This window comes from Nitrospirillum guaranorum, from assembly GCF_034653275.1.
Taxonomy (GTDB): Bacteria; Pseudomonadota; Alphaproteobacteria; order Azospirillales; family Azospirillaceae; genus Nitrospirillum.
The window spans coordinates 325,218-346,739 of sequence record NZ_JAYEES010000001.1 but is presented as its reverse complement, the minus strand read 5'-3'; the positions used below and the strand labels follow the sequence as shown (position 1 = coordinate 346,739).

General features: G+C 67.3%; 20 protein-coding genes. 12 read left to right on the top strand and 8 right to left on the bottom strand.

Annotation, left to right across the window (positions count from 1 at the left end; translation table 11 throughout):
- From UAJ10_RS01250 to UAJ10_RS01235, 4 genes are all read left to right on the top strand, one after another.
- Positions 1–756 carry an ABC transporter ATP-binding protein gene (locus tag UAJ10_RS01250; RefSeq protein ID WP_322913472.1) on the top strand — a complete coding sequence of 252 codons (756 nt, stop codon included), beginning with the start codon at positions 1–3 and terminating at the stop codon, positions 754–756.
- Positions 757–859: 103 nt separating this feature from the next.
- Positions 860–1,714, top strand: a complete 855-nt coding sequence (locus tag UAJ10_RS01245; RefSeq protein ID WP_322913470.1) for a hypothetical protein — start codon at positions 860–862, stop codon at positions 1,712–1,714.
- 69 nt (positions 1,715–1,783) lie between these two features.
- Complete coding sequence (locus UAJ10_RS01240; RefSeq protein ID WP_322913469.1) at positions 1,784–2,491, top strand: hypothetical protein; 708 nt, start codon at positions 1,784–1,786, stop codon at positions 2,489–2,491.
- Positions 2,492–2,519: 28 nt separating this feature from the next.
- Complete coding sequence (locus tag UAJ10_RS01235; protein WP_322913468.1) at positions 2,520–3,689, top strand: AGE family epimerase/isomerase; 1,170 nt, start codon at positions 2,520–2,522, stop codon at positions 3,687–3,689.
- A 243-nt stretch (positions 3,690–3,932) separates the two neighbouring features.
- Here UAJ10_RS01235 and UAJ10_RS01230 read toward each other — a convergent pair whose 3' ends face one another.
- From UAJ10_RS01230 to UAJ10_RS01205, 6 genes are all read right to left on the bottom strand, one after another.
- Complete coding sequence (locus UAJ10_RS01230; protein ID WP_322913466.1) at positions 3,933–4,697, bottom strand: hypothetical protein; 765 nt, start codon at positions 4,695–4,697, stop codon at positions 3,933–3,935.
- 2 nt (positions 4,698–4,699) lie between these two features.
- The gene (locus tag UAJ10_RS01225) at positions 4,700–5,689 is read right to left on the bottom strand and encodes a hypothetical protein (RefSeq protein WP_322913465.1); all 990 of its coding nucleotides are present in this window, start codon (positions 5,687–5,689) and stop codon (positions 4,700–4,702) included.
- A 53-nt stretch (positions 5,690–5,742) separates the two neighbouring features.
- Positions 5,743–7,890: a glycosyltransferase family 2 protein gene (locus UAJ10_RS01220; RefSeq protein WP_322913464.1), complete on the bottom strand. Its 2,148-nt coding sequence runs from the start codon at positions 7,888–7,890 to the stop codon at positions 5,743–5,745.
- A 175-nt stretch (positions 7,891–8,065) separates the two neighbouring features.
- Positions 8,066–10,780: a response regulator gene (locus tag UAJ10_RS01215; RefSeq protein WP_322913462.1), complete on the bottom strand. Its 2,715-nt coding sequence runs from the start codon at positions 10,778–10,780 to the stop codon at positions 8,066–8,068.
- A gap of 211 nt (positions 10,781–10,991) precedes the next feature.
- Positions 10,992–11,633 carry a DsbA family oxidoreductase gene (locus UAJ10_RS01210; protein WP_322913460.1) on the bottom strand — a complete coding sequence of 214 codons (642 nt, stop codon included), beginning with the start codon at positions 11,631–11,633 and terminating at the stop codon, positions 10,992–10,994.
- A gap of 163 nt (positions 11,634–11,796) precedes the next feature.
- On the bottom strand, positions 11,797–12,417 hold the full coding sequence (locus tag UAJ10_RS01205) for an FMN-dependent NADH-azoreductase (protein ID WP_322913459.1): 621 nt from the start codon (positions 12,415–12,417) through the stop codon (positions 11,797–11,799).
- A gap of 86 nt (positions 12,418–12,503) precedes the next feature.
- On the opposite strand from UAJ10_RS01205, the gene UAJ10_RS01200 reads away from it, so the two are divergent.
- The 3 genes from UAJ10_RS01200 (at position 12,504) to UAJ10_RS01190 (ending at position 15,580) form a co-directional block, all read left to right on the top strand.
- Complete coding sequence (locus UAJ10_RS01200) at positions 12,504–12,881, top strand: winged helix-turn-helix transcriptional regulator (RefSeq protein WP_322913458.1); 378 nt, start codon at positions 12,504–12,506, stop codon at positions 12,879–12,881.
- A gap of 101 nt (positions 12,882–12,982) precedes the next feature.
- The gene (locus tag UAJ10_RS01195) at positions 12,983–15,043 is read left to right on the top strand and encodes a methyl-accepting chemotaxis protein (protein WP_322913457.1); all 2,061 of its coding nucleotides are present in this window, start codon (positions 12,983–12,985) and stop codon (positions 15,041–15,043) included.
- 60 nt (positions 15,044–15,103) lie between these two features.
- Positions 15,104–15,580, top strand: coding sequence for a GNAT family N-acetyltransferase (locus tag UAJ10_RS01190; RefSeq protein ID WP_322913456.1), 477 nt, complete (start codon positions 15,104–15,106; stop codon positions 15,578–15,580).
- Between the two features lie 21 nt (positions 15,581–15,601).
- On the opposite strand, the gene UAJ10_RS01185 is transcribed toward UAJ10_RS01190, so the two are convergent.
- Positions 15,602–16,036, bottom strand: coding sequence for a rhodanese-like domain-containing protein (locus UAJ10_RS01185; protein ID WP_322913454.1), 435 nt, complete (start codon positions 16,034–16,036; stop codon positions 15,602–15,604).
- A 179-nt stretch (positions 16,037–16,215) separates the two neighbouring features.
- On the opposite strand from UAJ10_RS01185, the gene UAJ10_RS01180 reads away from it, so the two are divergent.
- The 4 genes from UAJ10_RS01180 (at position 16,216) to ftrA (ending at position 18,479) form a co-directional block, all read left to right on the top strand.
- Complete coding sequence (locus UAJ10_RS01180; RefSeq protein ID WP_322913452.1) at positions 16,216–16,563, top strand: VOC family protein; 348 nt, start codon at positions 16,216–16,218, stop codon at positions 16,561–16,563.
- A 129-nt stretch (positions 16,564–16,692) separates the two neighbouring features.
- Positions 16,693–17,064, top strand: a complete 372-nt coding sequence (locus UAJ10_RS01175; RefSeq protein ID WP_322913451.1) for a hypothetical protein — start codon at positions 16,693–16,695, stop codon at positions 17,062–17,064.
- Positions 17,061–17,393 (top strand): hypothetical protein, encoded by a 333-nt coding sequence (locus UAJ10_RS01170; RefSeq protein ID WP_322913449.1) that lies wholly within the window; start codon positions 17,061–17,063, stop codon positions 17,391–17,393. Before UAJ10_RS01175 ends, UAJ10_RS01170 begins: the two co-directional genes overlap by 4 nt.
- 93 nt (positions 17,394–17,486) lie before the next feature.
- The gene (gene ftrA, locus UAJ10_RS01165) at positions 17,487–18,479 is read left to right on the top strand and encodes a transcriptional regulator FtrA (RefSeq protein WP_322913447.1); all 993 of its coding nucleotides are present in this window, start codon (positions 17,487–17,489) and stop codon (positions 18,477–18,479) included.
- A 4-nt stretch (positions 18,480–18,483) separates the two neighbouring features.
- Here ftrA and UAJ10_RS01160 read toward each other — a convergent pair whose 3' ends face one another.
- Entirely contained in the window at positions 18,484–18,864 is a 381-nt protein-coding gene (locus UAJ10_RS01160; protein WP_322913445.1) for a hypothetical protein, read from the bottom strand.
- 220 nt (positions 18,865–19,084) lie between these two features.
- On the opposite strand from UAJ10_RS01160, the gene UAJ10_RS01155 reads away from it, so the two are divergent.
- Positions 19,085–21,427 carry a beta-glucosidase family protein gene (locus UAJ10_RS01155; protein ID WP_322913443.1) on the top strand — a complete coding sequence of 781 codons (2,343 nt, stop codon included), beginning with the start codon at positions 19,085–19,087 and terminating at the stop codon, positions 21,425–21,427.
- Positions 21,428–21,522: the final 95 nt, after the last annotated feature.

The window sequence follows — 21,522 nt, the reverse complement described above, 5'->3', positions numbered from 1 at the left end:
ATGGCCTCCCTGCATTTGCAAGACCTCACGGTCGAATTCCCCATCTATCAGGCGAACGGCCGCTCACTGAAGAAAGCGCTGTTTTCGGCACCCATGGGCACCAATCTGGCCCGTGACGCCGCCAATCGCATCCTGGTTCGCGCCCTGAACCACCTGACGCTGACGATCGACAAGGGCGACCGCGTCGGGCTGATCGGCCCCAACGGGTCGGGCAAGACGACACTGCTCAAGACCCTGGCCGGGATTTATGAGCCGACCGGCGGGGCCCTTCACACCCAGGGCCGCGTTTCCGCGCTGCTGGACGTGCAAATGGGCATGAACCCGGATGCCACCGGCCGCGAGAACATCATGCTGCGCGGCATGTACATGGGCATCCATCCCAAGGACATGCAGGTTCATGTCGGGGAGGTGGTCGAGTTCACCGAACTGGGGCCCTACATCGACATGCCGGTGCGCACCTATTCCGCCGGCATGATGTTGCGCCTGGCCTTCGCGGCGTCCACCTGTGTCGAGCCCGAAATCCTGCTGATGGACGAGTGGCTGGCGGCAGGCGACAGCCATTTCCTGGCTAAAGCCCAGAAGCGCATGGAAGATTTCGTGCAGCGGTCCAGCCTGATGGTGCTGGCTTCCCATTCCCTTGAGCTGCTGGAGAAGTGGTGCAACAAGGGGCTGTACTTGCGTAACGGCAACGTGATCGCTTACGGTCCGCTGAAAGAGGTGGCGGACATCTACCAGCAGTCGCTGGCCGAGGCCTGAGCCCGCCGCTCGCATCATCCCTTCCCCCGGGCCATGCCCAGGGACATTCCGGAACCAGCCGTCGATCATGGTCAGAAAATACGTCTGGGCAGGCATCTCCGTCGTGCTTGCCGTCCTCGTGTTCAGGCTTAGCCAAGGCGGGGATTCCTCGTCCTTTTTCCTGACCATCCGGGAATTGGCCAAACCACTGGCCGCGGTTTATCTGGCTTTGTTCGGTCAGCCGGAATTCGCCCTGGTCCTGGCCGCCGGCATGATGGTGGCCTGCGTCGCCCTGCTGGGCGGCTTCTGGGCGGGCCAGGTCCGCCGGACGCTGGACACGCTGAAGACCATCACCGGTTCCGCCATGCTGATCATGGGGGAACCGAACGACCGCCGGGTCGGGTCGATGAAGCGTCTGATGGAATCCAGTCCGCTGCTGATGGACGAATGGCGCATGTTCGAATCCACATTGTTGGACGCGGGCAACGGCGCCCAACGGCGCGCCTATTCCACCATTCGTCCCCAGGAATATTTTTCCATGGAAGCCATGGAAAGTCGCGGCCTGGATTTCCGCTTCTACGTCGCCTTGCCCAACTATTTCGTGGGCGTGGGGCTGATGTTCACCTTCCTCGGCTTGGTGGCCGGCCTGTATTTCGCCAGCAAGGGTCTGCAGATGGGTGACCTGGCGCAGGCTCGGCAGGCATTGGGCCAGCTACTGGCCGCCTCCACCATGAAGTTCGTCAGTTCCGTCGTCGGCATCGGCGCGTCACTGGTGACGTCGATGGTTGTCCGCCATTGGCAACGCAAGGTTCAGGCGGCGCTGGACGACCTATGCCGCGCCATCGAACTCTGCTTCCCCCTGATCTCTGCCCATCGCCTGATGGGGGATTGGACGCAGGACGGGGCCGCGGTACCCCCGCCCCACACCCCCCCGTTGTCCCATGCACCCCAGCCGGATGTAGCCGGCCAGGCGTCGTAAGACGGGAAGGCTGCCATGCGACGGGGAACCAGGGCACACGGGGACGACCAGGAGAGCTACTTCGCTTCCATGTCGGACCTGATGGCCGGCATCGTCTTCATCTTCCTGATCATGTTGATGGCCCTGTCGATGTACAACATCGACGAGACGCCCAAGCCGCAGGATCAGCAGACGGAAAAAGCCTACCAGGAGACCATCGCCACGATCATGGCCGAGCGCGCCCGCATGGTCGAGGCGTTGCGCCGGGATTTGGAATCACGGCATATCGAGGCTGCGGCCGACGCCGCGAACGGCATCCTGACGCTGCCCTCCGCGCAGTTCTTCGCGCCCGGGGCGGCCGCGCTGAAGCCCGAAGGCCGCGAGAAGATGGCCGAAGCGGCCATCCTGCTGGCCCGCTACCTCACCTGCACCGGCGACACCCCGGGGATACCGGCGGGCGCCTGCCCCACCACCGCCCCGGTGGACCATGTGGACACCGCGATTAGCAAGGTGGCACCGGCCGCCAACGCCCCGGGCGTGCCAGCACCGGAAACGGTCGCCCGCATCCAGGCGCTGGAGGTCAGCGCGGCGCTGACCTCCACCCAACCGCTGTTATACGAATTGCAAGGCCGCTCGGGACGGCCGGCGCTGACGGTGCGCGGCGTGGCGCAAGTGCAACCGGCGACACCCAAGCCGGCAGGCGGGCACAGCCCTCATCCGGCCCCAGCGGCGGCGGTGCCCAGCGCAGTCGATCAGGTGACCCTGACCTTCACCATGGCGATCCCCCCGCGCCAGTAAGGCGACGCCGTCCCAGCCCGAGGTCCTCATGTCGTCTTCCGCCGCCTTCGTCAGCTACGCCTTCGATCGCCTGCTGCCATTGTGCCGCGACCGGTTCGCCGACACGGCCCATGGCGGGTTCCATGAGCGACTGGACCCGGCGGAAAGCCCCCTGCCCTTGGGCTACAAGCGGTCCATGGTGCAGGCCCGCCAGCTATATGTGCTGGCCCATGGCGCGCTGTTGGGGGATCGCAGCGGCCAATCCGCCGCCGAACGCGGCTACGACTTCCTGGTCCGCCATTTCTGGGACGACCGCAACGGCGGCTGGTTCTTCAAGGCGCAGCCCGACGGCCAGCCCTTGGATGCATCCAAGGACTTCTACGGCCACGCCTTCGTCCTGTTCGGCTTGGCGTACGCGCACGCCGCGTTCGCCGCCCCCGGCGCCCTGACGCTGGCGCAAGAGACCTGGGCGCTGATGCGCGACCGCCTGGCCATGCCGGCGCTGGCGGACGGCGGCTGGGGCGGCTTGGCGGAAGGGGCCAGCGCCGACTGGGTCCCCAATGGCGCGACACGCCGCCAGAACCCGCATATGCACCTGCTGGAAGCCCTGTTGGCCCTGCATGAGGTCACCGGCGATAGCGCCTGGCTATCAGAGGCGACAGCCGTCATCCGCCTGTTCCAGGCCCGCTTTTTTGACGCCACCACCCATACCTTGGGCGAGTTCTTCACCCAGGACTGGCGGCCCGATCCCATCACCGGGCATATCGTCGAGCCTGGCCATCATTTCGAGTGGGCTTGGCTGCTGGATCGTTACGTCGATCAGGGCGGTGACGCGTCCGTCCTGCCCCTGGCCGACGCCCTGTTCGACAAGGCGGTGGCGCATGGCTTCCTGCCGGACGGGGGCATCATGGATCAGATGGATCCCCAAGGCGCGCCCGTCCTGCGTACGCGGCGTATTTGGCCGGTGGCGGAGGCCATCAAGGCGGCCTTGTCACAGGCCCGCCGGCACCATGGCACGAGTGCCGGCGATGCCGCGGAGGCGCTGGCCCAACGGCTCATGACCCACCTGCAAGCGGCCTTTCTCGACCTGGCCAGCGGCCGCTGGATCGAGACGCAGGACGAGACCGGCGCGCCCACCATGCGCGACCTGCCGGGCAGCACGCCGTACCACCTGTTCCTGGCCGCGGCAGAGACTGCCTCTGGAACCAAGGGCGCGTGATCGAAGGCGATCCGGGACCATCCCCCAAGCTCCGCAGCAGCGCCCTTCACCGCCGTGTCCAGCGTCGCGGCGTCTCGCTCCTAACCTGTTCTTGATGGAGCGGATTTACACGATCAGGCGACTCCACCTGATCGCGCTCCTTCCTAGCGCGGTCGCGTCAGATGGACTCCTCAGAAGCCTGAAACGCACGGCAGAACAGAAGCTTAGAGTTTTTCTGGTGCTTCAGTGAAAGTCAGAAAAACTCTAAGCCAACGCGTCCTGCAGCAGCGCGTCCTTGTTTCTGGTCGCGCCCCAGCTGTCGAAGTTCTTGAGCGCGGCAACGGTGCCACTCACGGGCTTTCTGGTACGTTGCAGCAGATCGACCAAAGGCCACGCCCTCTCCAGGGGCAGAGCCTTGCTGTCGGTGATCGCCGAATTCGCCAAACGCGCCATCACCTGGTCGCGGGCGTAGGCTTGCATGCCCTCGGCGACGGAAGCCGCAGCCGCGGCCAGTTCGCCTTTGGAGTCAAATCGCGCATCCTCCAACCAGCGCACGCCAGCCGGGCTCGCGTCCAGCCCAATAATGGAGTTGTGGGGGGCTGTGAAGAACAACTCGACCAGCACCCGGCTGTCATATAGCCGCCTCACCACGCTGTCGGCGACGCTTTTGGTGGAAAATAAGCCCTGCATGGCATGCGACTGCCGACGGCGCGTGGTGTCCGCACTGTCAACGAGGCAGAAATAATATCCTTGTACGTTCAGATGCGTCATCGGCCGGACCGCCGTCTCGAACGCCTCTTGCGTTGTGCCGTGCCAGCCGACGTCCACCAAGGCGACACGGGCGCCCCGCTGCAGGCCGAGTTCCCTCATGTAGTTGAACAGGCCGCGCCGATTGCGCCGACAGACCATCAGGATCTTGAAGCGATAGTCCAGCAGGAAGGCGTGCATGCGGGCATGCAGCGCCGGCGACAACAGGACATCGTCCCCAAGCCCATACTGCTCCATCACCTCCGTGGCCGGTGCCGGCACGCCTATACGCTCCAACACCTCGTAAGGCGACAGCCCGTCTGACCCGGACAGCAGGTAAGGCAGGTACGCGGGAAAATTATCGTTGTTGATGGCAGCCAGGGTATACGCCGTGCGGGAACCGCCGAAATAGCTGCAGCGCGGCAGATCCCAAGCGCCAGGGTTTTCCCGGACGATGCGTTCCATGACGTAGCCATCGCGGGCCAAAAAAGGAGATGGTCGATGCCATCCTCGCGAGCCTGTCGTTCCATCCAGTCTAAAAACGCCACGGCGCAAGGCCCGCCAAACGTATACCCCAGCTCATATGGATCTTCCGGCACATTGCCCCCGTCGGCTCGCGTGGCAGCGGGGATTGTTGCCGGCGCCTCGCGCCTATAGAGGAAAGCGGTCAGGCCTTTGGCTTTGGCCTGGGTGACGTCGCCGTGCGGATTGTCGCCAACGTGCAACAATTTGGCACGAGGCACCTGCAGATAGTCCACCACCAGGTCGAAAAGATCGCCGAAGTCGCGCTTGGTGGCATCGCATGTGCTGGAAATGAAGAGCGGCACGGCGGGCACGCCATAGCGGGACAGCGCCTCACGGAAGAAAGGCTCCGTGAAATACATATCGGACGTGATGACTACGGGCTTGCCCAGCTCCAATGCATAATTCAGCGCCCCCAATACCACCGGATCGGGGCGAATGATGTCCAGTTCCAGCGCATGTTCCGCCGCCTGCAGCGCCTGCACCAGGGCCTGATCCAAAGGCAAGCATTCGTAGATGCCGGCCAACGAGATTTCCTTGCGCCCGGCCTTATGCATGCGAACGAAGGCCTCGGCCTGAGCGGCCTTGCGCTGAGCCCGGAAATTGGGCACGTCGAAGCGGCGGCCCATGATGTCGAATACGTCCTCCGGCGCATCGACCGTGCGGTAGAAGAGCGTATCGAAAAAGTCGAAGGAAACCGCATCCGCCGCCGCAATGGCCTTGAGCAACGCCGCAGCCGCGGCGGCGTCCACGCCAGGCGCTCCACCGGTCTGAACCACGGCGGTGGCCCCCTGCATCACACCCGTCATCGTGCCGCCTCGAAATGGATCCCATTGGGATGCAGGTTGGGGTTATGGAAAGGGTCGTGCTGGTAGAAATTCGGGTGCAGGTCATACAGGCGCCGCCGGTCCCGAGCCAGACGCTCTTGCTTTTCGGCGCTGATATGATCCACGCCACGGCTAACGGATTCATGGTGGATAAGCCGTACCGCTTGGCACATGACATTGTAGTAGCCGGCCTCATGCAGCCGCATGCAAATGTCGATGTCGTTGTACGCGATAGGTAAACTCTGGTCGAACCCGCCGACGGCTTGGAACTTCCGTCGTTCCACCATCAGACAGGCGCCGGTCACGGCCAGCCAGTTGTATTCCAGCAGGTTGCGCAGGAAGTAGCCGTGGGCATCGGGATCCAGACGCCAGAAGGCGTGACCAGGCCCATTCTCCAAATTGAGCACCCCGGCGTGTTGCGTTTCGCGGCCGCCCGGGTAAAGCAGCTTGGCCCCCACCGCACCGACGTGGTCCAGCTGGGCGTAACCGGCCATGCGCTCAATCCAGTCCGGCGTCACCACCTCGGTATCGTCGTTAAGGAACAGCAGCACATCGCCGGTGGCGGCGTCCGCGCCCAAGTTGTTCAATTCCGAATAATTGAACGGCGCGTCATGGCGCACGACCTTAACGCCCGGCCAGGCCCGGATACGGTTCAGGTAAGCCAGGGAAGGCGGTTCCCGCGTGCCGTTGTCCATGACCACGATCTCATACTTGTCGTAGGTGGACTTGGCCCGGATGCTGTCGATACAGGCGGCCAGCACGTGATGATTGTCACGGGATGGGATGATGATGGAAACGGTGGGCCTGCCCCTCACGTTGTAACGCACGCGGTAATACCCCGGCACCTGGGGTAACGGTTCCAGCACCCCGTCCATTCCGCGCCGGCTGAGGGCGTCGGCGCGCAAGCGCTCGGACGTGGCGACGACGTAGGGTTTGGCGCCCAGGTCGGCGGCGATGGACTGCGGAATGATGCGCCAGTGATACAGCACCTTGGGCACATGTTGGATGCGCGTCGTCTTTTCCGCTATCCGAAGCACCATGTCCCAGTCCTGGCAGCCGTCGTATTCCGACCTGAGCCCTCCCAGATCGTGCAGCAGCGACCGCCTCACGCAACTGACGTGGCACGTGTACATCGTGCTCATCATCGTGTCTGGCGACCAGTCGGGTTTGAAGAAGGGCTGGGTGAAACACCCATCCTCCGTAATCTTGTCCTCATCGCTGTAGACGAAGTCGGGATCATCGCGGCTGATGCACAGCGCCAGCTCATAGAGGCAATCGACCGTCAACTCGTCGTCATGATCGAGGAAGACGATGAAGTCGCCCGTGGCCACCGCCAGGCCCGCGTTGGTGGCGCCGGCGATACCCCGATTCTCCTTCAGGCGCAGCACAGTGACACGCGGATCGCGGATTTGGTCCAGCACCGCGCCGGTGGCGGCGTCGGTTCCGGCGTCGTCCACCAGCACAAGCTGCCAGTGCGGGTACCACTGCGCCCAGACAGACCGCAGCGTCGCCTCGAGAATGGCGGGGGGCGTGTTGTAGACGGGAACGACGATGGAAAAAGTGACCGGTTCGGCCAGGGCCGCGATCGATGCCGCCAAGTCGACCGGCGGCCGGGGCGCGCGATAGATATAGCCGTCCGGCCCCTGCCCCGCGAGCGACGGTCTTTCGCCCGCCACGGCGATGGGCGCCAATATGGGCGCCGAGAGCATGCCAGGGGCAACGCCGTTCATCAGCCAGAACTTAACGCCGCCAATACCGTGATCCCGGCGGATGCGCAGCAGGTCGACAAAAGGTGCCAGCGGGCCATGGGCGCGGGCAGTGCGCACCACCGTCCGCAGCGACGCCTTGGCCTGTCGGGCGCGACGGGACGCCCAGCGAAGGGGATGCGTCAAACGCCAGCTGCGCGACTGATAAATCATCGCCAATTCAAGACGCAGGGCGGTCCTGTCCGCCTCCGCCGCTTGCAATTGCCAAGCGCGTTCATCGACAAGCTGATTAAGGCGTTCAATACTGCGGTCGCGGTCCGCCATCTCACGGACAAGTTCCGCGATGCGTTCGCGCCCCGCGCCCAAAATGTGAGCTGAACCGTCGTCTTTGAGGGTGATTGGCGTTGATGTGAGCGTCATCGCGAGTACCAGGGAATTATTTCAAATAATAGATCATCCAACCCACAAGCCGGGAATGACTACTTAAAGCGGATGAACAGATAAAAGACGGGCCCAAGCTATATGGCCCAAGCATTTATGTCAACGAACAGCCCCCTTACGAATTCCGCTGAGGCGCGGTGATATCGCGCGAGACCTAGGACGTAAACCGCCGCGCGACCGCGGCCCATCCCTCCCGCCCGGCCGTGACCGCGGCGTCGGCCAGCGACAGCACCCGGTCGCGCCGCCGGTCCGGGGCGGCGCAGGCGGCGTGCAAAGCCTCGCCCAGCGCCTGCAGTTGCTTGAGGCCCGCATTCCCGGCGGTGGAGATGAGGTCGTGCGCCTCGGCGCGCAGACCGTCCATGTCACCGCGGGCGCGCAGCGCCGCCACCCGGTCCAGGCGTTCGCCGCCATGCGTCACCAGGCTGTCGATGAGGCTCCGGAACTGCTCGCGGCCGGCGATGAGTTCCAGCCGCTGCAGCACGCTTTCATCCAGAACCTGCGCGGCCGGCAGCGGGTTGACCGGCATGGCCGGCGCCGCCTCGTGGGGCGACGCCGCAGTCCATCGCGCCACGGCACCCAGGAACTTGCGCTGGTCGAAGGGCTTGGCCACCACGTCGTCCATGCCGGCGTCCAGGTATTCCTCGCGCATGCCGGCCATGGCGTTGGCCGTCAGGGCGATGATGGGGACGCGCACACCGCCCTGCCGCGCGCGGATGAGGCGCGTGGCCTCCAGCCCGTCCATGCGCGGCATCTGCACGTCCATCAGGATCAGATCGAAGACGGCGCCGGGCGCGGTCGCCGCGCGCACGCCTTCTTCCCCATCCTCGGCCAGGGTGACCTCGTACCCTTCCTTGCGCAGCATCAGCAGCGCCACCTGCTGGTTGATCTGGTTGTCTTCCACCAGCAGCACGCGGCGACCGGCGCCGGTGCCCACCTTGGCCGGGTCGGGCTTGGCCGGGGACGCCGCCACCTGGCTCAGGAACAAGCGGCTCAGCACGTCCAGCAAGGTCTGCCGGCGCACCGGCTTGGCCAGCACGGCGGCGAAGACGTCGACTTCGGCGCTGCCCCGGTCCATGACACCGAAGGACGAGATGAGCACCAGCTTGGTTTCGGCGAAACGGCTGTCGTCGCGGATGCGCTGGCCCAGCTCATCACCCCGGACGTCCGCCATGGAAAAATCGATCAGCACCAGATCGGGCGGCCGGCCCGCTTCCCAGCTTTTTTCCAGCGCCACCAGGGCGGACGCGGCGCCGTCGGCCAGGCTGACCAATAGGCCCAGGTCGCTGAGCGCGCGGCTGAGAATCTTCTGGTGCAGGGGGATGTCGTCCACCACCAGCACCCGCAGGCCCTTGATACCGTCCACCAGGGCATCCTGGTCCACCAGGGTGGCGGCCACCGGCCGCAGGGCCACGGTGAACCAGAAGGTGCTGCCCTGGCCGGGAACGCTGTCCACGCCGATCTCGCCCCCCATGAGCTCCACCAGTTGGCGGCAGATGGACAGGCCCAGGCCGGTCCCACCGAAGCGGCGGGTGATGGAGCTGTCGGCCTGGCTGAACTTCTGGAACAGGCGGGCGCGCTGTTGCTCGGGAATGCCGATGCCCGTGTCGCTGACGGCGATGCGCAGCCGGCGGCGCCCGTCCGCCCCAGTGGCCGCCCCAGTGGCCGCCCCAGTGGCCGCCCCGGGGGTGGCGCCGGGTTCCTGACCGATCTCGATGGCGACACTGCCGGCCGTGGTGAACTTGATGGCGTTGGACACCAGGTTGGCCAGGATTTGGCGCAGGCGGGTGGGGTCGCCGCGAAAGGCGCCCCGCGCCGCGTCCTCCACATAGCAGACCAGGTCCAAGTCCTTTTCCGCCGCCTTGGGCGACAGCAGCATGGCGACGCTGTCCGCCATCTCATCCATGGAGAAGTCGATCTCCTCCAGCTCGACCTTGCCGGCCTCGAGCTTGGAGACGTCCAGGATGTCGTTGATGATGGACAGCAACATCTCGCCGCTATCATGGATGGCGGCGGCCAGCACCCGCTGCTCCGCATCCAGCGGCGTGTCCAGGATCAGCTGCGCCATGCCCAACACGCCGTTCATGGGCGTGCGGATCTCGTGGCTCATATTGGCCAGGAATTCCGACTTGGCGCGGCTGGCCGCCTCGGCCGCCAGGCGGGCCTGGTCACGCTGCTCCGCCAGGGTGGCCATCTCCAGCGCCTGTTCCTGCAGGGCGGCCTCGGCCCGGCGCCGCTCCGCCACCTCGACCTCCAGCCGGGCGACGGTGGCCGTCCGTTCCTCCAGCAGCACCTGCTTCTCATGGAAGCTGAGCTGCTTGCCCAAGGCGCCGCCCAGGGCCTTGGCCATCATTTGCAGCAGGGCCACGTCCTCGGCCGTGAAGGCGTCAGGCTCCGTGCCCATGACCTTCAGCACACCCACGACCCGGCCCGCTTCGAACAGCGGCGCGCAGATCATGGAGCGTACACCCACCGTGCGGCAGGCGTTGCGGTCCACGCGGTCATCGGTCTCGCTGTCCCGGCACATCAGGACCTGCTCGGTCTCGACGCAATAGCCGGACAGGCTGCCCTTGCGTTTCAGGCGCGTGCCGACGAACTGCGCCACGGCCCCGCTGGCGGCGCGATAGACCATGTCCTCGCCCTCCGCCAACTCGACGACGGCACCCTTGGCGTGCAACAGGCGTTGCAGGCGGTCCACCACCGTCTGCATGAAGGCGTCCAAGTCCAGGTCGGAATCGGCCAGCAATGACTGGGTGAGCACCACTTCGCTCAGGCGCTCCACCTGATGCTCCAACGCACGGATGCGGTCCACCTCGGACTCCGACCGGGTCACGCCTGCCTCTTCCACGCTCAAGCCATCGAACCTAGCCATACCCAGGCGCCACTATACGTGCACCTCGGCCCGCAGACAGCGTTCAAGTTGGGACCAAGAACTATCTTTGGCAGTAAATAGTGCACCCTGCCAACCCTGGCGCACCCCCAGGCCGGGTGGTCGAATTTTCTCGCATCGGAGCGCGACACGTTTGAATCGTTTGAGCCGTCCGAAGCCCTGACAGCTGAGTGCGACGGCGGCCAAATCGCTGTTAGGCGGACACGGAGACGCCAACAGCCTCACGGATGGCCGATGCGATCTCGTCTTCGCCGCGTCCCCCGTTGATGGCGATGCGGCCGCCGAAAACGAAGTGAGGAACCGACCTGACCCCGGCCGCCATCGATTGGGCCGCCTCACGCTCGACACGTCTGTGTTGCTCAGGGTCGAGCGCCATCGCGCGGGCCTCTTCGCGTTCGAACCCGTAAGCCACGGCGATATCCGCGAGGACATCGGCGTCTGAGATGTTCTTCGCTTCCAGAAAATGGGCATGGGTGATCGCGACCGCGAGCTGATGCTGTGTCCCCCGTGCGCGCGCCGCAAAGATCAACCCGTGCGCCGCCTGCGTTCTGTAAGTCCAGGGCTGCCGGCTCAGGTCAAGGTCAAGGCCGGACGCCCGTGCCTCCGCCTCGGGCCTGGCGAACGACGCCTTCGTATCAGTCACGCCATAGCGAGACAGGAGGAGATCGGGAATGTAGAGGCCCGCCGCCGGCGCATCGGGAAGCAGAAGGACCGGGTGTTGGCGGATATCCACGTCCAGCCCGGGGAACCGCTCCGCCAGGACCTTATCGAGACGGTGATGACCGATGATGCACCAGGGACAGGTGATCTCGGTGTAAAGGTCGATTTGCAGCATTATGCCATCGTTGTGGCCATTGAGCCGACAGCACTGGGATTGATCCGGGCGCACACTCGTCGGATCCAGGTTTTGCCTATCGGACTGGCCGAAATGTCGATGAAGCCATCCACGCCACGAACGGTTAGGACGGCGGTGGCGTGGGCGGTCGGCCGGCCCGCCTTCAGGCGGCCTTTTCCAAGACCACGCGAACCTGGGCTTCGGTGGCGGCGATGGCGGCCTTGGCCGCCTCGGGCCCGAAGACGGTGCCTTCCACGCGGACGATCTCGACGTCGGTCAGGCCGATGAAGCCCAAGAGGTGGCGCAGATACCCGGTCTGGAAATCAAAGGAGGCCCAGTCGCCTTCCGAGAAGACGCCGCCCGTGGCAGTGACCAGATAGACCTTCTTGCCGGTCAGCAATCCCCGCGGCCCGCCGGCTTCGCCATAACCAAAGGTCACGCCCGGCCAAATGACATGATCGAACCAGGCCTTGAGCTGCGACGACGGCCCGAAATTGATCATGCCCGAACCCAGGACGATCACGTCCGCCGCCTTCACCTCATCGACCAGCGCCTGCGCAAGATCGACCGCCTCGACCTGCTCGGGCGTGCGCGCGTCGGGGGCCGTGACGCGGCCGTGAATGTAGGCCTGCGCGATATGCGGCAGGGGGTCGGCCGCGAGATCGCGGGTCACAAGGCTGCCGCCCAAGCGGGCCTTGAGGCCTTCGGCGATCTCGGTCGCGAAGCGGGTGGACAGGCTCTCGGCGCCACGAGGGCTCGATGCAACGAGAAGGATGGTGGTCATGGTTGCTCCGACGTGAACAGGGCAGTAAATTTTTGTTACCAGCACTATTAGGGTGACCGCCCTGTTCCTCGCAAGAAGGCACTCCCATGACACTCGGTGACATTGATTTTCCTACCCCCCGCGAGGGTGACGACTGCCGGATTGTTCGGGAAATCCTTGATCTCGTCGGCGACAAATGGACCCTGTACATCATCGTGACGCTCAAAGATGGACCAGTCCGGTTCAATGAACTGCGGCGTAAGATCGACGGCATCTCACAACGGATGCTGACGATCAACTTGCGCGGGCTGGAACGTAACGGGTTGGTGAAGCGGACATTGTTCCCAACCATTCCGCCGCGCGTGGATTATGAGTTGACGAGTGTTGGACGGACGCTTCTGGCGCCAGTAATGGCCCTCGTCACGTGGGCGAACACCAATCAGGAGAACATCCAAGACGCGCGCGTCCGATACGACGCGAGCTAGGCGGGCGGGCGTCATGGTTCACGCAACCTTAACCTGGACGTTATATCGCTTATTTAACGGAAAGCGCCCCTGTCCACCCCCGGCCAGCCAGGAAATGCCCCATGAACATCAGCAAGACCGTCTTGTCGGGTATCGGCGGCGTCGCCGTCCTGGCCGTCGCCCTGTCGGGCATCATCGCATTCGTCGCCGCCCATGATCTGGCGGCGCAAGCCGCCGCCGGGCGCACCCTGGCGGCCTATGGCGACACCTTGCGGCTGGGAGCGCTGCTGGCCTCGGAACGGGCCGCCTGGAACGGCGCCTTCAGTGCCGACGGCCCGGTGGACAGCGCCGGCGGTGGGCCGGGCAAAGCCATGGCGGCCACGGACGCCGCCCTGGCCGCCGCCCGGAGCAGCACCACGGTCGCCGGCCTCGACGGCGCCGGGCTGGCGCAGGCGGAAAAGCTATTGGCCGACATGCGCGCAGGCGCCAAAGCCGAAACATCCAAGGCCAAGGCCGACCGGGCGGCGGATGGCGCGGGACGGATGCAGGAAGGCATCGCCGCCGCGGCCGGCGCGGTGGACCACGCCGCCGACTTGGCCTTCCGCCGTACCGCCGCCTCATCCGCCGACCTGACGGTGCCCCTGCAGATCGGTGCCATGGCGCAGGATCTGCGCGCCGCCGCCGGCACCCGCTCCGCCATCCTCAGCCTGTTCCAGGCGGGCCAGGCGCTGGACGCCAAGCGCCTGCAGACCGCCACCCAACTGACCGGCCAGGTGGCCACCCTGTGGCGCCTGCAGACCCAGGCCGTGGCCAACCTGGGCAGCCCGGCCAAGCTGGCCGAGGCGCTGGCGACCGAGGAGGCCACCCTGATGAAGGAGGGGGAACCGCGCTATCAGGCCATCCTGGAAGCGGCGCGCACCGGTGCCGCCAGCCCCATGGACAACGCCGCCTGGCGCGCCTGGACCAGTCCCATGCTGGATAACGCGCTGATCCTGCGCGACCGCGCGCTGGAGACGGCGCGCGACATGAACCGCGACGCCCTGGCGGAAGCGCGCTGGCGCCTGGTGGTGGGCGGCCTGACCCTGGCTTTCGTCGTCGCCATCACCGCCTTGGTGGCCTGGGTGCTGCGCCGCCGCGTGACCCATCCCATCAAGCACCTGACCCAGGCCATCACCCGCCTGGCGGAAGGCGATCTGGAGGTGGCCATCGCCGCACCACGCGTGCAGGACGAGGTGGGCGCCATGGCCACCGCCCTGACCGTGCTGCGCGACAACGCCGCCCAGGCCCGCGCGGCCGAGCGTGAGGCCGCCTCCGCCCGCCAGGCGGCCTTGGACCGCGCCAGGGCGGTGGACGGGCTGTGCCGTGACTTCGACAGCCGCGCCACCGTGGGCTTGAACGCCATGGAGGCGGCGGCGGACCATCTGGCCGCCACCTCCGCCGCCATGACCGAGACGGCGCAGCAGTCCAGCCGCCAAGCCTCCACCGTGGCCAGCGCCGCCCAGACCGCGTCCAATGGCATCAACACCGTGGCCGCCGCGGCGGAAGAACTGTCGGCCTCCATCTCCGAGATCAGCCGGCAGATGGCCCAATCCACCACCATCGCCAACGACGCCATGGCCAAGGCGGAGGAAACGGACCAATCCATCGCCGTGCTGGCCACCGCCAGCGCCAAGATCGGGGAGATCGTGGGCCTGATCACGGCCATCGCCAGCCAGACCAACCTGCTGGCCCTGAATGCCACCATCGAGGCGGCGCGGGCCGGCGAGGCGGGCAAGGGCTTCGCCGTCGTGGCGGCGGAGGTCAAGAACCTGGCCAACCAGACGGCCCAAGCGACGGACGAGATCACCCGCCAGATCGGGGAGATCCAGATGGTGACGCGCAGCGCCGTGGCCGGGGTGCGCGCCATCTCCGACGTCATCCACACCATGGGCGGCATCACCGCCGGCATCGCGGCGGCGGTGGAGGAACAGGGGGCGGCGACGCAGGAGATCGCCCGCAACGTGCAGGAGGTGGCCATGTCCACCCACCAGATCACCGCCAGCATCGATGACGTGCGCAGCGCCGTGGAACAATCCACCGCCGTGGCGGGCGACCTGCGCCAGGCCGCCACCTCCATGACCGACCGGGCGGAACGGCTGAAGGGCGACGTGGCGGGCTTTCTGGGCCGCGTGCGCACGGCCTGAGCTGGCCAGGCGGCCCGCTTGGCCGTACAAGGATTTCCCGATGCCAAATGGGGAAATCGCATGGACCTGACCCACCGCTTGGGCCGTCGGCCACTGACACCCGATGACCTGGACCTGGTGTGCCGGCACCGCGCCGCCATGTTCCGCGAGTCCGGCCGGCCACAGGACGCCATCGCCGCGATGGCCGGACCCTTTCGCGACTGGCTGGCGCCCCGCCTGGCGGACGGGCGCTATTTCGGTTTCGTCCTGGAAGATGCGGACGATGTGGCCGTGGCCGGCATCGGCCTGATGGAGATCGACTGGCCGCCCCATCCCGCGCATCCTGGCGAAGGCCGGCGCGGCTACGTCCTGAACGTCTATGTCGAACCCACCCACCGCCGCCGCGGCCTGGCGCGCCGGCTGATGGATCTGGCGGAGGCGGAGTTCCGCCGGCGCGGTGTCGCCTATGCCATCCTGCACGCCACGGCGGCCGGCCGGCCCTTGTATGAGCAAGCGGGCTGGGCCCCGACCACGGAGATGGCCAAGGCCCTCACCTGACCGGGTCAGGCCCGCGCCCGATCAGCGTTCCAGGCCCAGGCCCTCATCGATCCAGCCCGTCAGGCCGCCGATCATCTCCTTCACCGGACGGCCCATCTTGGCCAGCTTCAGCGCCGCCTTGGTGGAGCCGTTGCAGTGCGGACCGGCGCAATAGACCACGAACAGGGTGTCGGCGGGGTAGTCGGCCAGCCGTGCCTCGCCGAGCTGCCGGGTAGGGATGTTGATGGCGCCCGGCACGTGGCCGGCGGCGTACAGCGCCGGGGTGCGCACGTCCACCAGCACGAAGTCCTTGGCCTCATGGGTGGTGGCGTACCAGACATCGGCGCAGTCGGTCTCGAACGCCAGCTTGGCCTCGAAATGGGCCGCAGCGGCCTGGGACGGGGCGGCCGGCGTCTTGGCGACGACGGACGGGCCGGCGGGGTTGGGAGCGGCAGGGGCGTGAGCGGCGGTGGTCATGATCGGTGTTCCTGTCGGGCGATGGTGACGCGCCCTTTGTCACCCGGCGCCCGATTTCCCGCCAGTGGCGCGTCCGCCAATATGCGGGCAGTTCCGGCCAACATGCTGCTGACAGCCGCTGTCATCAAACCGCGCTACAGTACCGGCCGACAACAACCACGAATGGAAGGCACCGTCCCATGGCCCGCCCCAACTACATCGAGCTGCCCGCCCGCGACATCGCGGCGTCCCAAAGCTTTTACGAGCGGGCCTTCGGCTGGTCGCTGACCGGCTTCGGCCCCACCTACGCCTGCACCATAACCGGCGACGTGGACATCGGCCTGCAGGCCGACGCGGCGGAGGCCACCAAGGCGCCCCTGCCCGTGATCCAGGTGGAGGATTTAGAAGCGGCGCTGGCCGCCGTCACCGCTGCCGGCGGCACCGTCGTCCGCCCCACCTTCAGCTTCCCCGGCGGCCGCCGCTTCCAGTTCACCGACCCCTCGGGCAATGAGCTGGCGGTGATGCAGCCGGACGCCCATCACGGCTGACGCCCGCGTTGTTCGCAGTGCTGTGACGGCGGGAATCCGCATCATCCGGTAGAGCCTCAAGCTTAAAATGCGCCCATCGCGGGTGGTTCTCGCGCAGTCGCGCACGGATCACCCGAATGGGAGATTTCGATGAGTGCCCTATCGACGCCGAATGAGGGCGGCTTGCCCCTGTTGATCCTGCTGGGCGCGGCCTTGGTACTGGCGGGCATCGGCTGTGTTCTGCACTTCGTCCCCGGTGACCCCGCCCTGCGCCGCCGCATCCTGCCCTGGTACTACGCCGGCGCCGCCGGCTTCACCTTCCTGGTTATCGGCCTAGGCACTCATTGGTCCCAGCTTGGACTGGCCCTGGTGCTGGCCGCCGTGGCGGCGGGCAAGCTGGCGTTGACCTCCGGCTTTTGCGAGCGGTGCGGCGTCATCACCAGCACGCGCGGCTTTTCCATACCGGACCGCTGCGCCCGGTGCGGACATGCCTTCCCCGATGAGCGGAGGGACACCCCATGAACCCGTGGGGGATGGTCATTCCGTCCATCCTGCTGGGCCTGGTGGTGGCGCCACTGATAGGCGCCGTCGCCTGGTGCCACCTGGTGCCGGGCGACGCGGCACGGCGCTACCGCGTCTATCACTGGCTGTACGTCGGCATCGGCATGGCCGTCTTCATTTATGCCTGGGGGCTGTGGGGCTGGGATGAAGTCTGGCCGCTGACGCTGGCCGGCCCTGTCATGGTCATAGCCGCCCTGGCGCGAAGCCGCTTATGCCCCGCCTGCGGCATCGTCAGCGCCCGCATCGTGCGGCACTGCCCGCACTGCGGTGGCGCCATCGAACCGACCTGACACCTCGGCGCCTGCGCCAATAGGCGGGCATTTCCGGCCACGGTGGCGATGTCCCCTTGGCGACCCTTTCGCGCCGGTGTTTCATTGGGTCCCATGACTCTGCGCCGCCCCACCCCACCCGCCCCGCCGCCCCCGCGCAACCGCACCGTGGCCGTGCTGGCCTATGACGGGCTGTGCACCTTCGAGTTCGGAGTGGCGGTGGAGGTGTTCGGCCTGCCCCGGCCGGAAATGGCGGACTGGTACCAGTTCCGGGTCTGCGCCGCCGACACCGGGCCCATGCGGGCCATGGGCGGCATCCAGGTGTTGGCCGACGGCGGGCTGGAGGATCTGGCCGAGGCCGGCACCATCGTCATCCCCGGCTGGCGCGGCAAGGACGCCCCGGCGCCGCCAGCCCTGCTGGAGGCCCTGCGCCGCGCGCACGCCCGCGGGTCCCGGCTGGTGTCCATCTGTTCCGGTGTCTTCGTCCTGGCGGCCGCCGGCGTGCTGGCGGGCAAACGGGCCACCACGCACTGGCGCTATGCCCAGGCCCTGGCGGAGCGGTTCCCCGACATCCGCGTGGAACCGGACGTGCTGTACGTGGATGAGGGATCGGTGCTGACCTCGGCCGGCAGCGCCGCCGGCCTGGATTTATGCCTGCACATCGTGCGGCGCGACCACGGCGCCCGCATCGCCAACCAGGTGGCCCGCCGCCTGGTCATCCCGCCCCACCGCGACGGCGGCCAGGCCCAGTTCGTGGAGGCGCCGCTGGCCGACGAGACGGCCCCCCTGTCCGCCCTGTTCGACTGGATCCGCCGCAACCTGGACCAGGACCTGCCCCTGGCCCGCCTGGCCGCGCAGGCGCGCATGAGCGAGCGCACCCTGGTGCGCCGCTTCCGCGAGGCCGCCGGCACCAGCCCCAAGGACTGGATCCTGACCGAGCGGCTGAACCGCGCCCGCACCCTGCTGGAGGCCACGTCCCTGCCGCTGGAACAGGTGGCGGCCGACTGTGGCTTCGGCGGCGCCGACACCTTGCGCCACCATTTCCGCGCCCGCCTGCGCACCAGCCCCGCCGCCTATCGCAGCCGTTTCGCCGACGCGGCGGAGTGACCGGCTACAACCGTCCGCCAGCGGCATTCACGGCGGCCAGCACGGCGGCGATGTCCTCCGCCACCGTCTGGTGGGCGCCGCCGACCAGCAGCGTGGCCTTGCCCGTGCCGCCCGGCGGAACTTCCGTGGGCAAGGGCGGGCGCAGCAGCGACACGGCCGACCCCCGCACCCACAGCGCCGACCCGTCCGGCCGCGTCAGGCGCGCGAAGTCCTGGGTCAGGCCCAGGCGGGCCAGCAGGGCGTCCGGCGCCTCCGCCGTCGTCACCCCTTCGGCCAAGCCGCCCAGCGCCGTGCCGCCGGCCCCTGTACCACCGCCGACCAGGGTGCTGATGCCGCCGGCGTCGATGTGGATGGTGGTGCCGGCGGACGTCTTGATCTCGGCCATCGTCTTCCTCCTGACAGGGATTTGGCCCCAGCCAAACCCAGGGCCGCGCCGCCAGCCTAGACGCGCATTCGGCCATCCGCCATCCGGCTTCGCCCACAGAGCCGCACAAAACCGGTTGCGCCCGACTAGGCCAAACCCTAGAGTGCCCGCCATATGACAAGGTTGTCATATGCCCCGTCGGGCCCCTTCCGGCGGCAATAAAACTAGGGAGTAGACGTTCGTGCCCCATGCGCCGTTTGGGTCCTGCCTGCCTTCCACGCCCCGTGCCCTCACCCGCCGCCTTGCCGCCGGCGCCGCCCTCAGCGCACTGATGATCGGCGGCGCGCTGACCGCGCCGGCCCACGCCCAGATCGCGCTGGAGGCCGAGATGTCGGCCCGGGCGACCGCCGCCGCCGTGCCGCCCACCCCGTCGGTGCCGGGGCCGTGGATGAACACCAAGCTGTCGCCGGATGAGCGGGCGCGCCTGCTGGAAAGCCAGCTGACCCTGGATGAGCGCATCGGCATGCTGCACGGCATCATGGCCCTGCCCTACAAGATCGAGGGCCTGCCGGACGGCGTCGTCTGGTCCGCCGGCTACATCCCCGGCGTGCCGCGCCTGGGCATCCCCGCGTTGCGCGAGACGGACGCCAGCCTGGGCGTGGCCACGCCCCACCGCCTGCGCCCCGACGGTGCCACCGGCCTGCCCGCCGGCCTGGCCATCGCCGCGACGTGGAGCCCGGAACTGGCCTACCAGGGCGGCGCCATGGTGGGTGACGAGGCGACGCGCAAGGGCTTCAACGTCCTGCTGGGCGGCGGGGTGAACCTGACGCGCGAGGCGCGCAACGGCCGCAATTTCGAATATCTGGGCGAGGATCCCCTGCTGGCCGGCACGCTGGCGGGCCAGGCCATCCGCGGCACCCAGGACCAGCATATCGTGGCGACGGTGAAGCACTTCGCCATCAACAGCCAGGAATCGAGCCGCCGCGCCGTGAGCGCCGTGATCGACGAGGCGCCGTTGCGCGAAAGCGACCTGCTGGCCTTCCAGTTCGCCATCGAGGCGGGCAAGCCTGGCTCGGTCATGTGTTCCTACAACCGCGTCAACGGCCCCTGGGCCTGCGACAGCGATTTCCTGCTGAACAAGGTGCTGAAGGGCGACTGGGCCTATCCCGGCTGGGTCATGTCCGACTGGGGCGCCACCCCGGCGCTGAGCGCCGTGACCAACGGCCTGGACCAGCAGTCGGGTGAGCAGATCGACAAGGAGGTGTTCTTCGACAAGCCGCTGAAGGCGGCGGTCGAGGCCGGCCAGATTCCGGCGGCCCGCGTGTCGGACATGGTGCGGCGCATCCTGCGCTCCCTGTTCGCCACCGGCGTGTTCGACGTGAAGGCCCCCACCGGCCCCATCGACTTCCAGGCCCACGCCGACATCACCCGCACGGTCGCCGAGCAGGGCATCGTGCTGCTGAAGAACCGGGGCGACGTCCTGCCTCTGGCTAAAGGCAAGCGCATCGCCGTCATCGGTGGGCTGGCGGACGTGGGCGTGCTGTCGGGCGGCGGCTCGTCCCAGGTGCTGGCGGCCGACGGGCCCAACCATGACTACAAGAACGGCGCCTTCGTCCACATCGGCGGGACCGGTGAGCTGGTCCACATCTCCGACGCCGTGTACCAACCCGACGCGCCGCTGAAGGCCATCGAGGACAAGGCCGGCAAGGACGGCGTGTTCTTCGCCGACGGGCGTTACGTCAGCGAAAGCGTGGCCGCCGCCAAGGACGCGGACATCGCCATCGTCTTCGCCACGCAATGGAACATCGAAGGCCAGGACGTGCCGGACCTCAGCCTGCCCCAGGGGCAGGACGCGGTGATCGCCGCCGTGGCCGCCGCCAACCCCAACACCATCGTGGTGCTGGAGACCGGCGGCCCCGTCGCCATGCCCTGGCTGGACAAGGTGGCCGGCGTGGTCGAGGCCTGGTACCCCGGCACCCGCGGCGGCCAGGCCATCGCCAACGTGCTGTTCGGTGACGTGAACCCATCGGGCCACCTGCCCATCACCTTCCCCAAGGATGAAAGCCAGTTGCCCAGCCCGGTGCTGGCCGGCTTCTATGAGCGCGACCGCACCAAGCTGATCGACGCCCATTATCCGGAGAAGTCGGACGTGGGCTATCGCTGGTACGCGGCCAAGGGCCTGACGCCCCTGTTCCCCTTCGGCTACGGCCTCAGCTACACCACCTTCGCGCAAGGCGGGCTGAAGGCCGCCGCCGGCACCAAGACGGGCGAGGCGATGAAGATCAGCTTCACCGTCACCAACACCGGCAAGCGCGCCGGCCAGGACGTGGGGCAGGTCTACCTGGTGTCGGGCCCGCAGGGCAATCGCACCCGCCTGCTGGGCTTTGGCCGCGTGGATCTGAAGCCGGGCGAGAAGAAGACGGTCAGCGTCAGCGTCGACCCGCGCCTGCTGGCCGATTTCGACGCCCAGGCCCATGAGTGGAAGGTGGCGGCCGGCAGCTACACCGTGGCCCTGGGCAGCGACGCCCTGAGCCTGGGGGAGAAGCAGACCGTGACGCTGAAGGCCCAAAGCCTGAAGCCGTGATGACAAGCCCGTGGCGCCGGGGATGACACCCCGGCGCTTGCCAGGCACCCCGTGGGCGGCCGACACTGGCGGAAACAACCGCCTGGGAGGGCCGC

Coding starts and splice junctions, on each gene's coding strand:
- UAJ10_RS01170 (WP_322913449.1), top strand. CDS start 17,061: ATGAACCCGTGGGGGATGGTCATTCCGTCCATCCTGCTGGGCCTGGTG.
- UAJ10_RS01215 (WP_322913462.1), bottom strand. CDS start 10,780: ATGGCTAGGTTCGATGGCTTGAGCGTGGAAGAGGCAGGCGTGACCCGG.
- UAJ10_RS01190 (WP_322913456.1), top strand. CDS start 15,104: ATGGACCTGACCCACCGCTTGGGCCGTCGGCCACTGACACCCGATGAC.
- UAJ10_RS01185 (WP_322913454.1), bottom strand. CDS start 16,036: ATGACCACCGCCGCTCACGCCCCTGCCGCTCCCAACCCCGCCGGCCCG.
- UAJ10_RS01250 (WP_322913472.1), top strand. CDS start 1: ATGGCCTCCCTGCATTTGCAAGACCTCACGGTCGAATTCCCCATCTAT.
- UAJ10_RS01220 (WP_322913464.1), bottom strand. CDS start 7,890: ATGACGCTCACATCAACGCCAATCACCCTCAAAGACGACGGTTCAGCT.
- UAJ10_RS01205 (WP_322913459.1), bottom strand. CDS start 12,417: ATGACCACCATCCTTCTCGTTGCATCGAGCCCTCGTGGCGCCGAGAGC.
- UAJ10_RS01180 (WP_322913452.1), top strand. CDS start 16,216: ATGGCCCGCCCCAACTACATCGAGCTGCCCGCCCGCGACATCGCGGCG.
- UAJ10_RS01240 (WP_322913469.1), top strand. CDS start 1,784: ATGTCGGACCTGATGGCCGGCATCGTCTTCATCTTCCTGATCATGTTG.
- ftrA (WP_322913447.1), top strand. CDS start 17,487: ATGACTCTGCGCCGCCCCACCCCACCCGCCCCGCCGCCCCCGCGCAAC.
- UAJ10_RS01235 (WP_322913468.1), top strand. CDS start 2,520: ATGTCGTCTTCCGCCGCCTTCGTCAGCTACGCCTTCGATCGCCTGCTG.
- UAJ10_RS01195 (WP_322913457.1), top strand. CDS start 12,983: ATGAACATCAGCAAGACCGTCTTGTCGGGTATCGGCGGCGTCGCCGTC.
- UAJ10_RS01160 (WP_322913445.1), bottom strand. CDS start 18,864: ATGGCCGAGATCAAGACGTCCGCCGGCACCACCATCCACATCGACGCC.
- UAJ10_RS01175 (WP_322913451.1), top strand. CDS start 16,693: ATGAGTGCCCTATCGACGCCGAATGAGGGCGGCTTGCCCCTGTTGATC.
- UAJ10_RS01200 (WP_322913458.1), top strand. CDS start 12,504: ATGACACTCGGTGACATTGATTTTCCTACCCCCCGCGAGGGTGACGAC.
- UAJ10_RS01210 (WP_322913460.1), bottom strand. CDS start 11,633: ATGCTGCAAATCGACCTTTACACCGAGATCACCTGTCCCTGGTGCATC.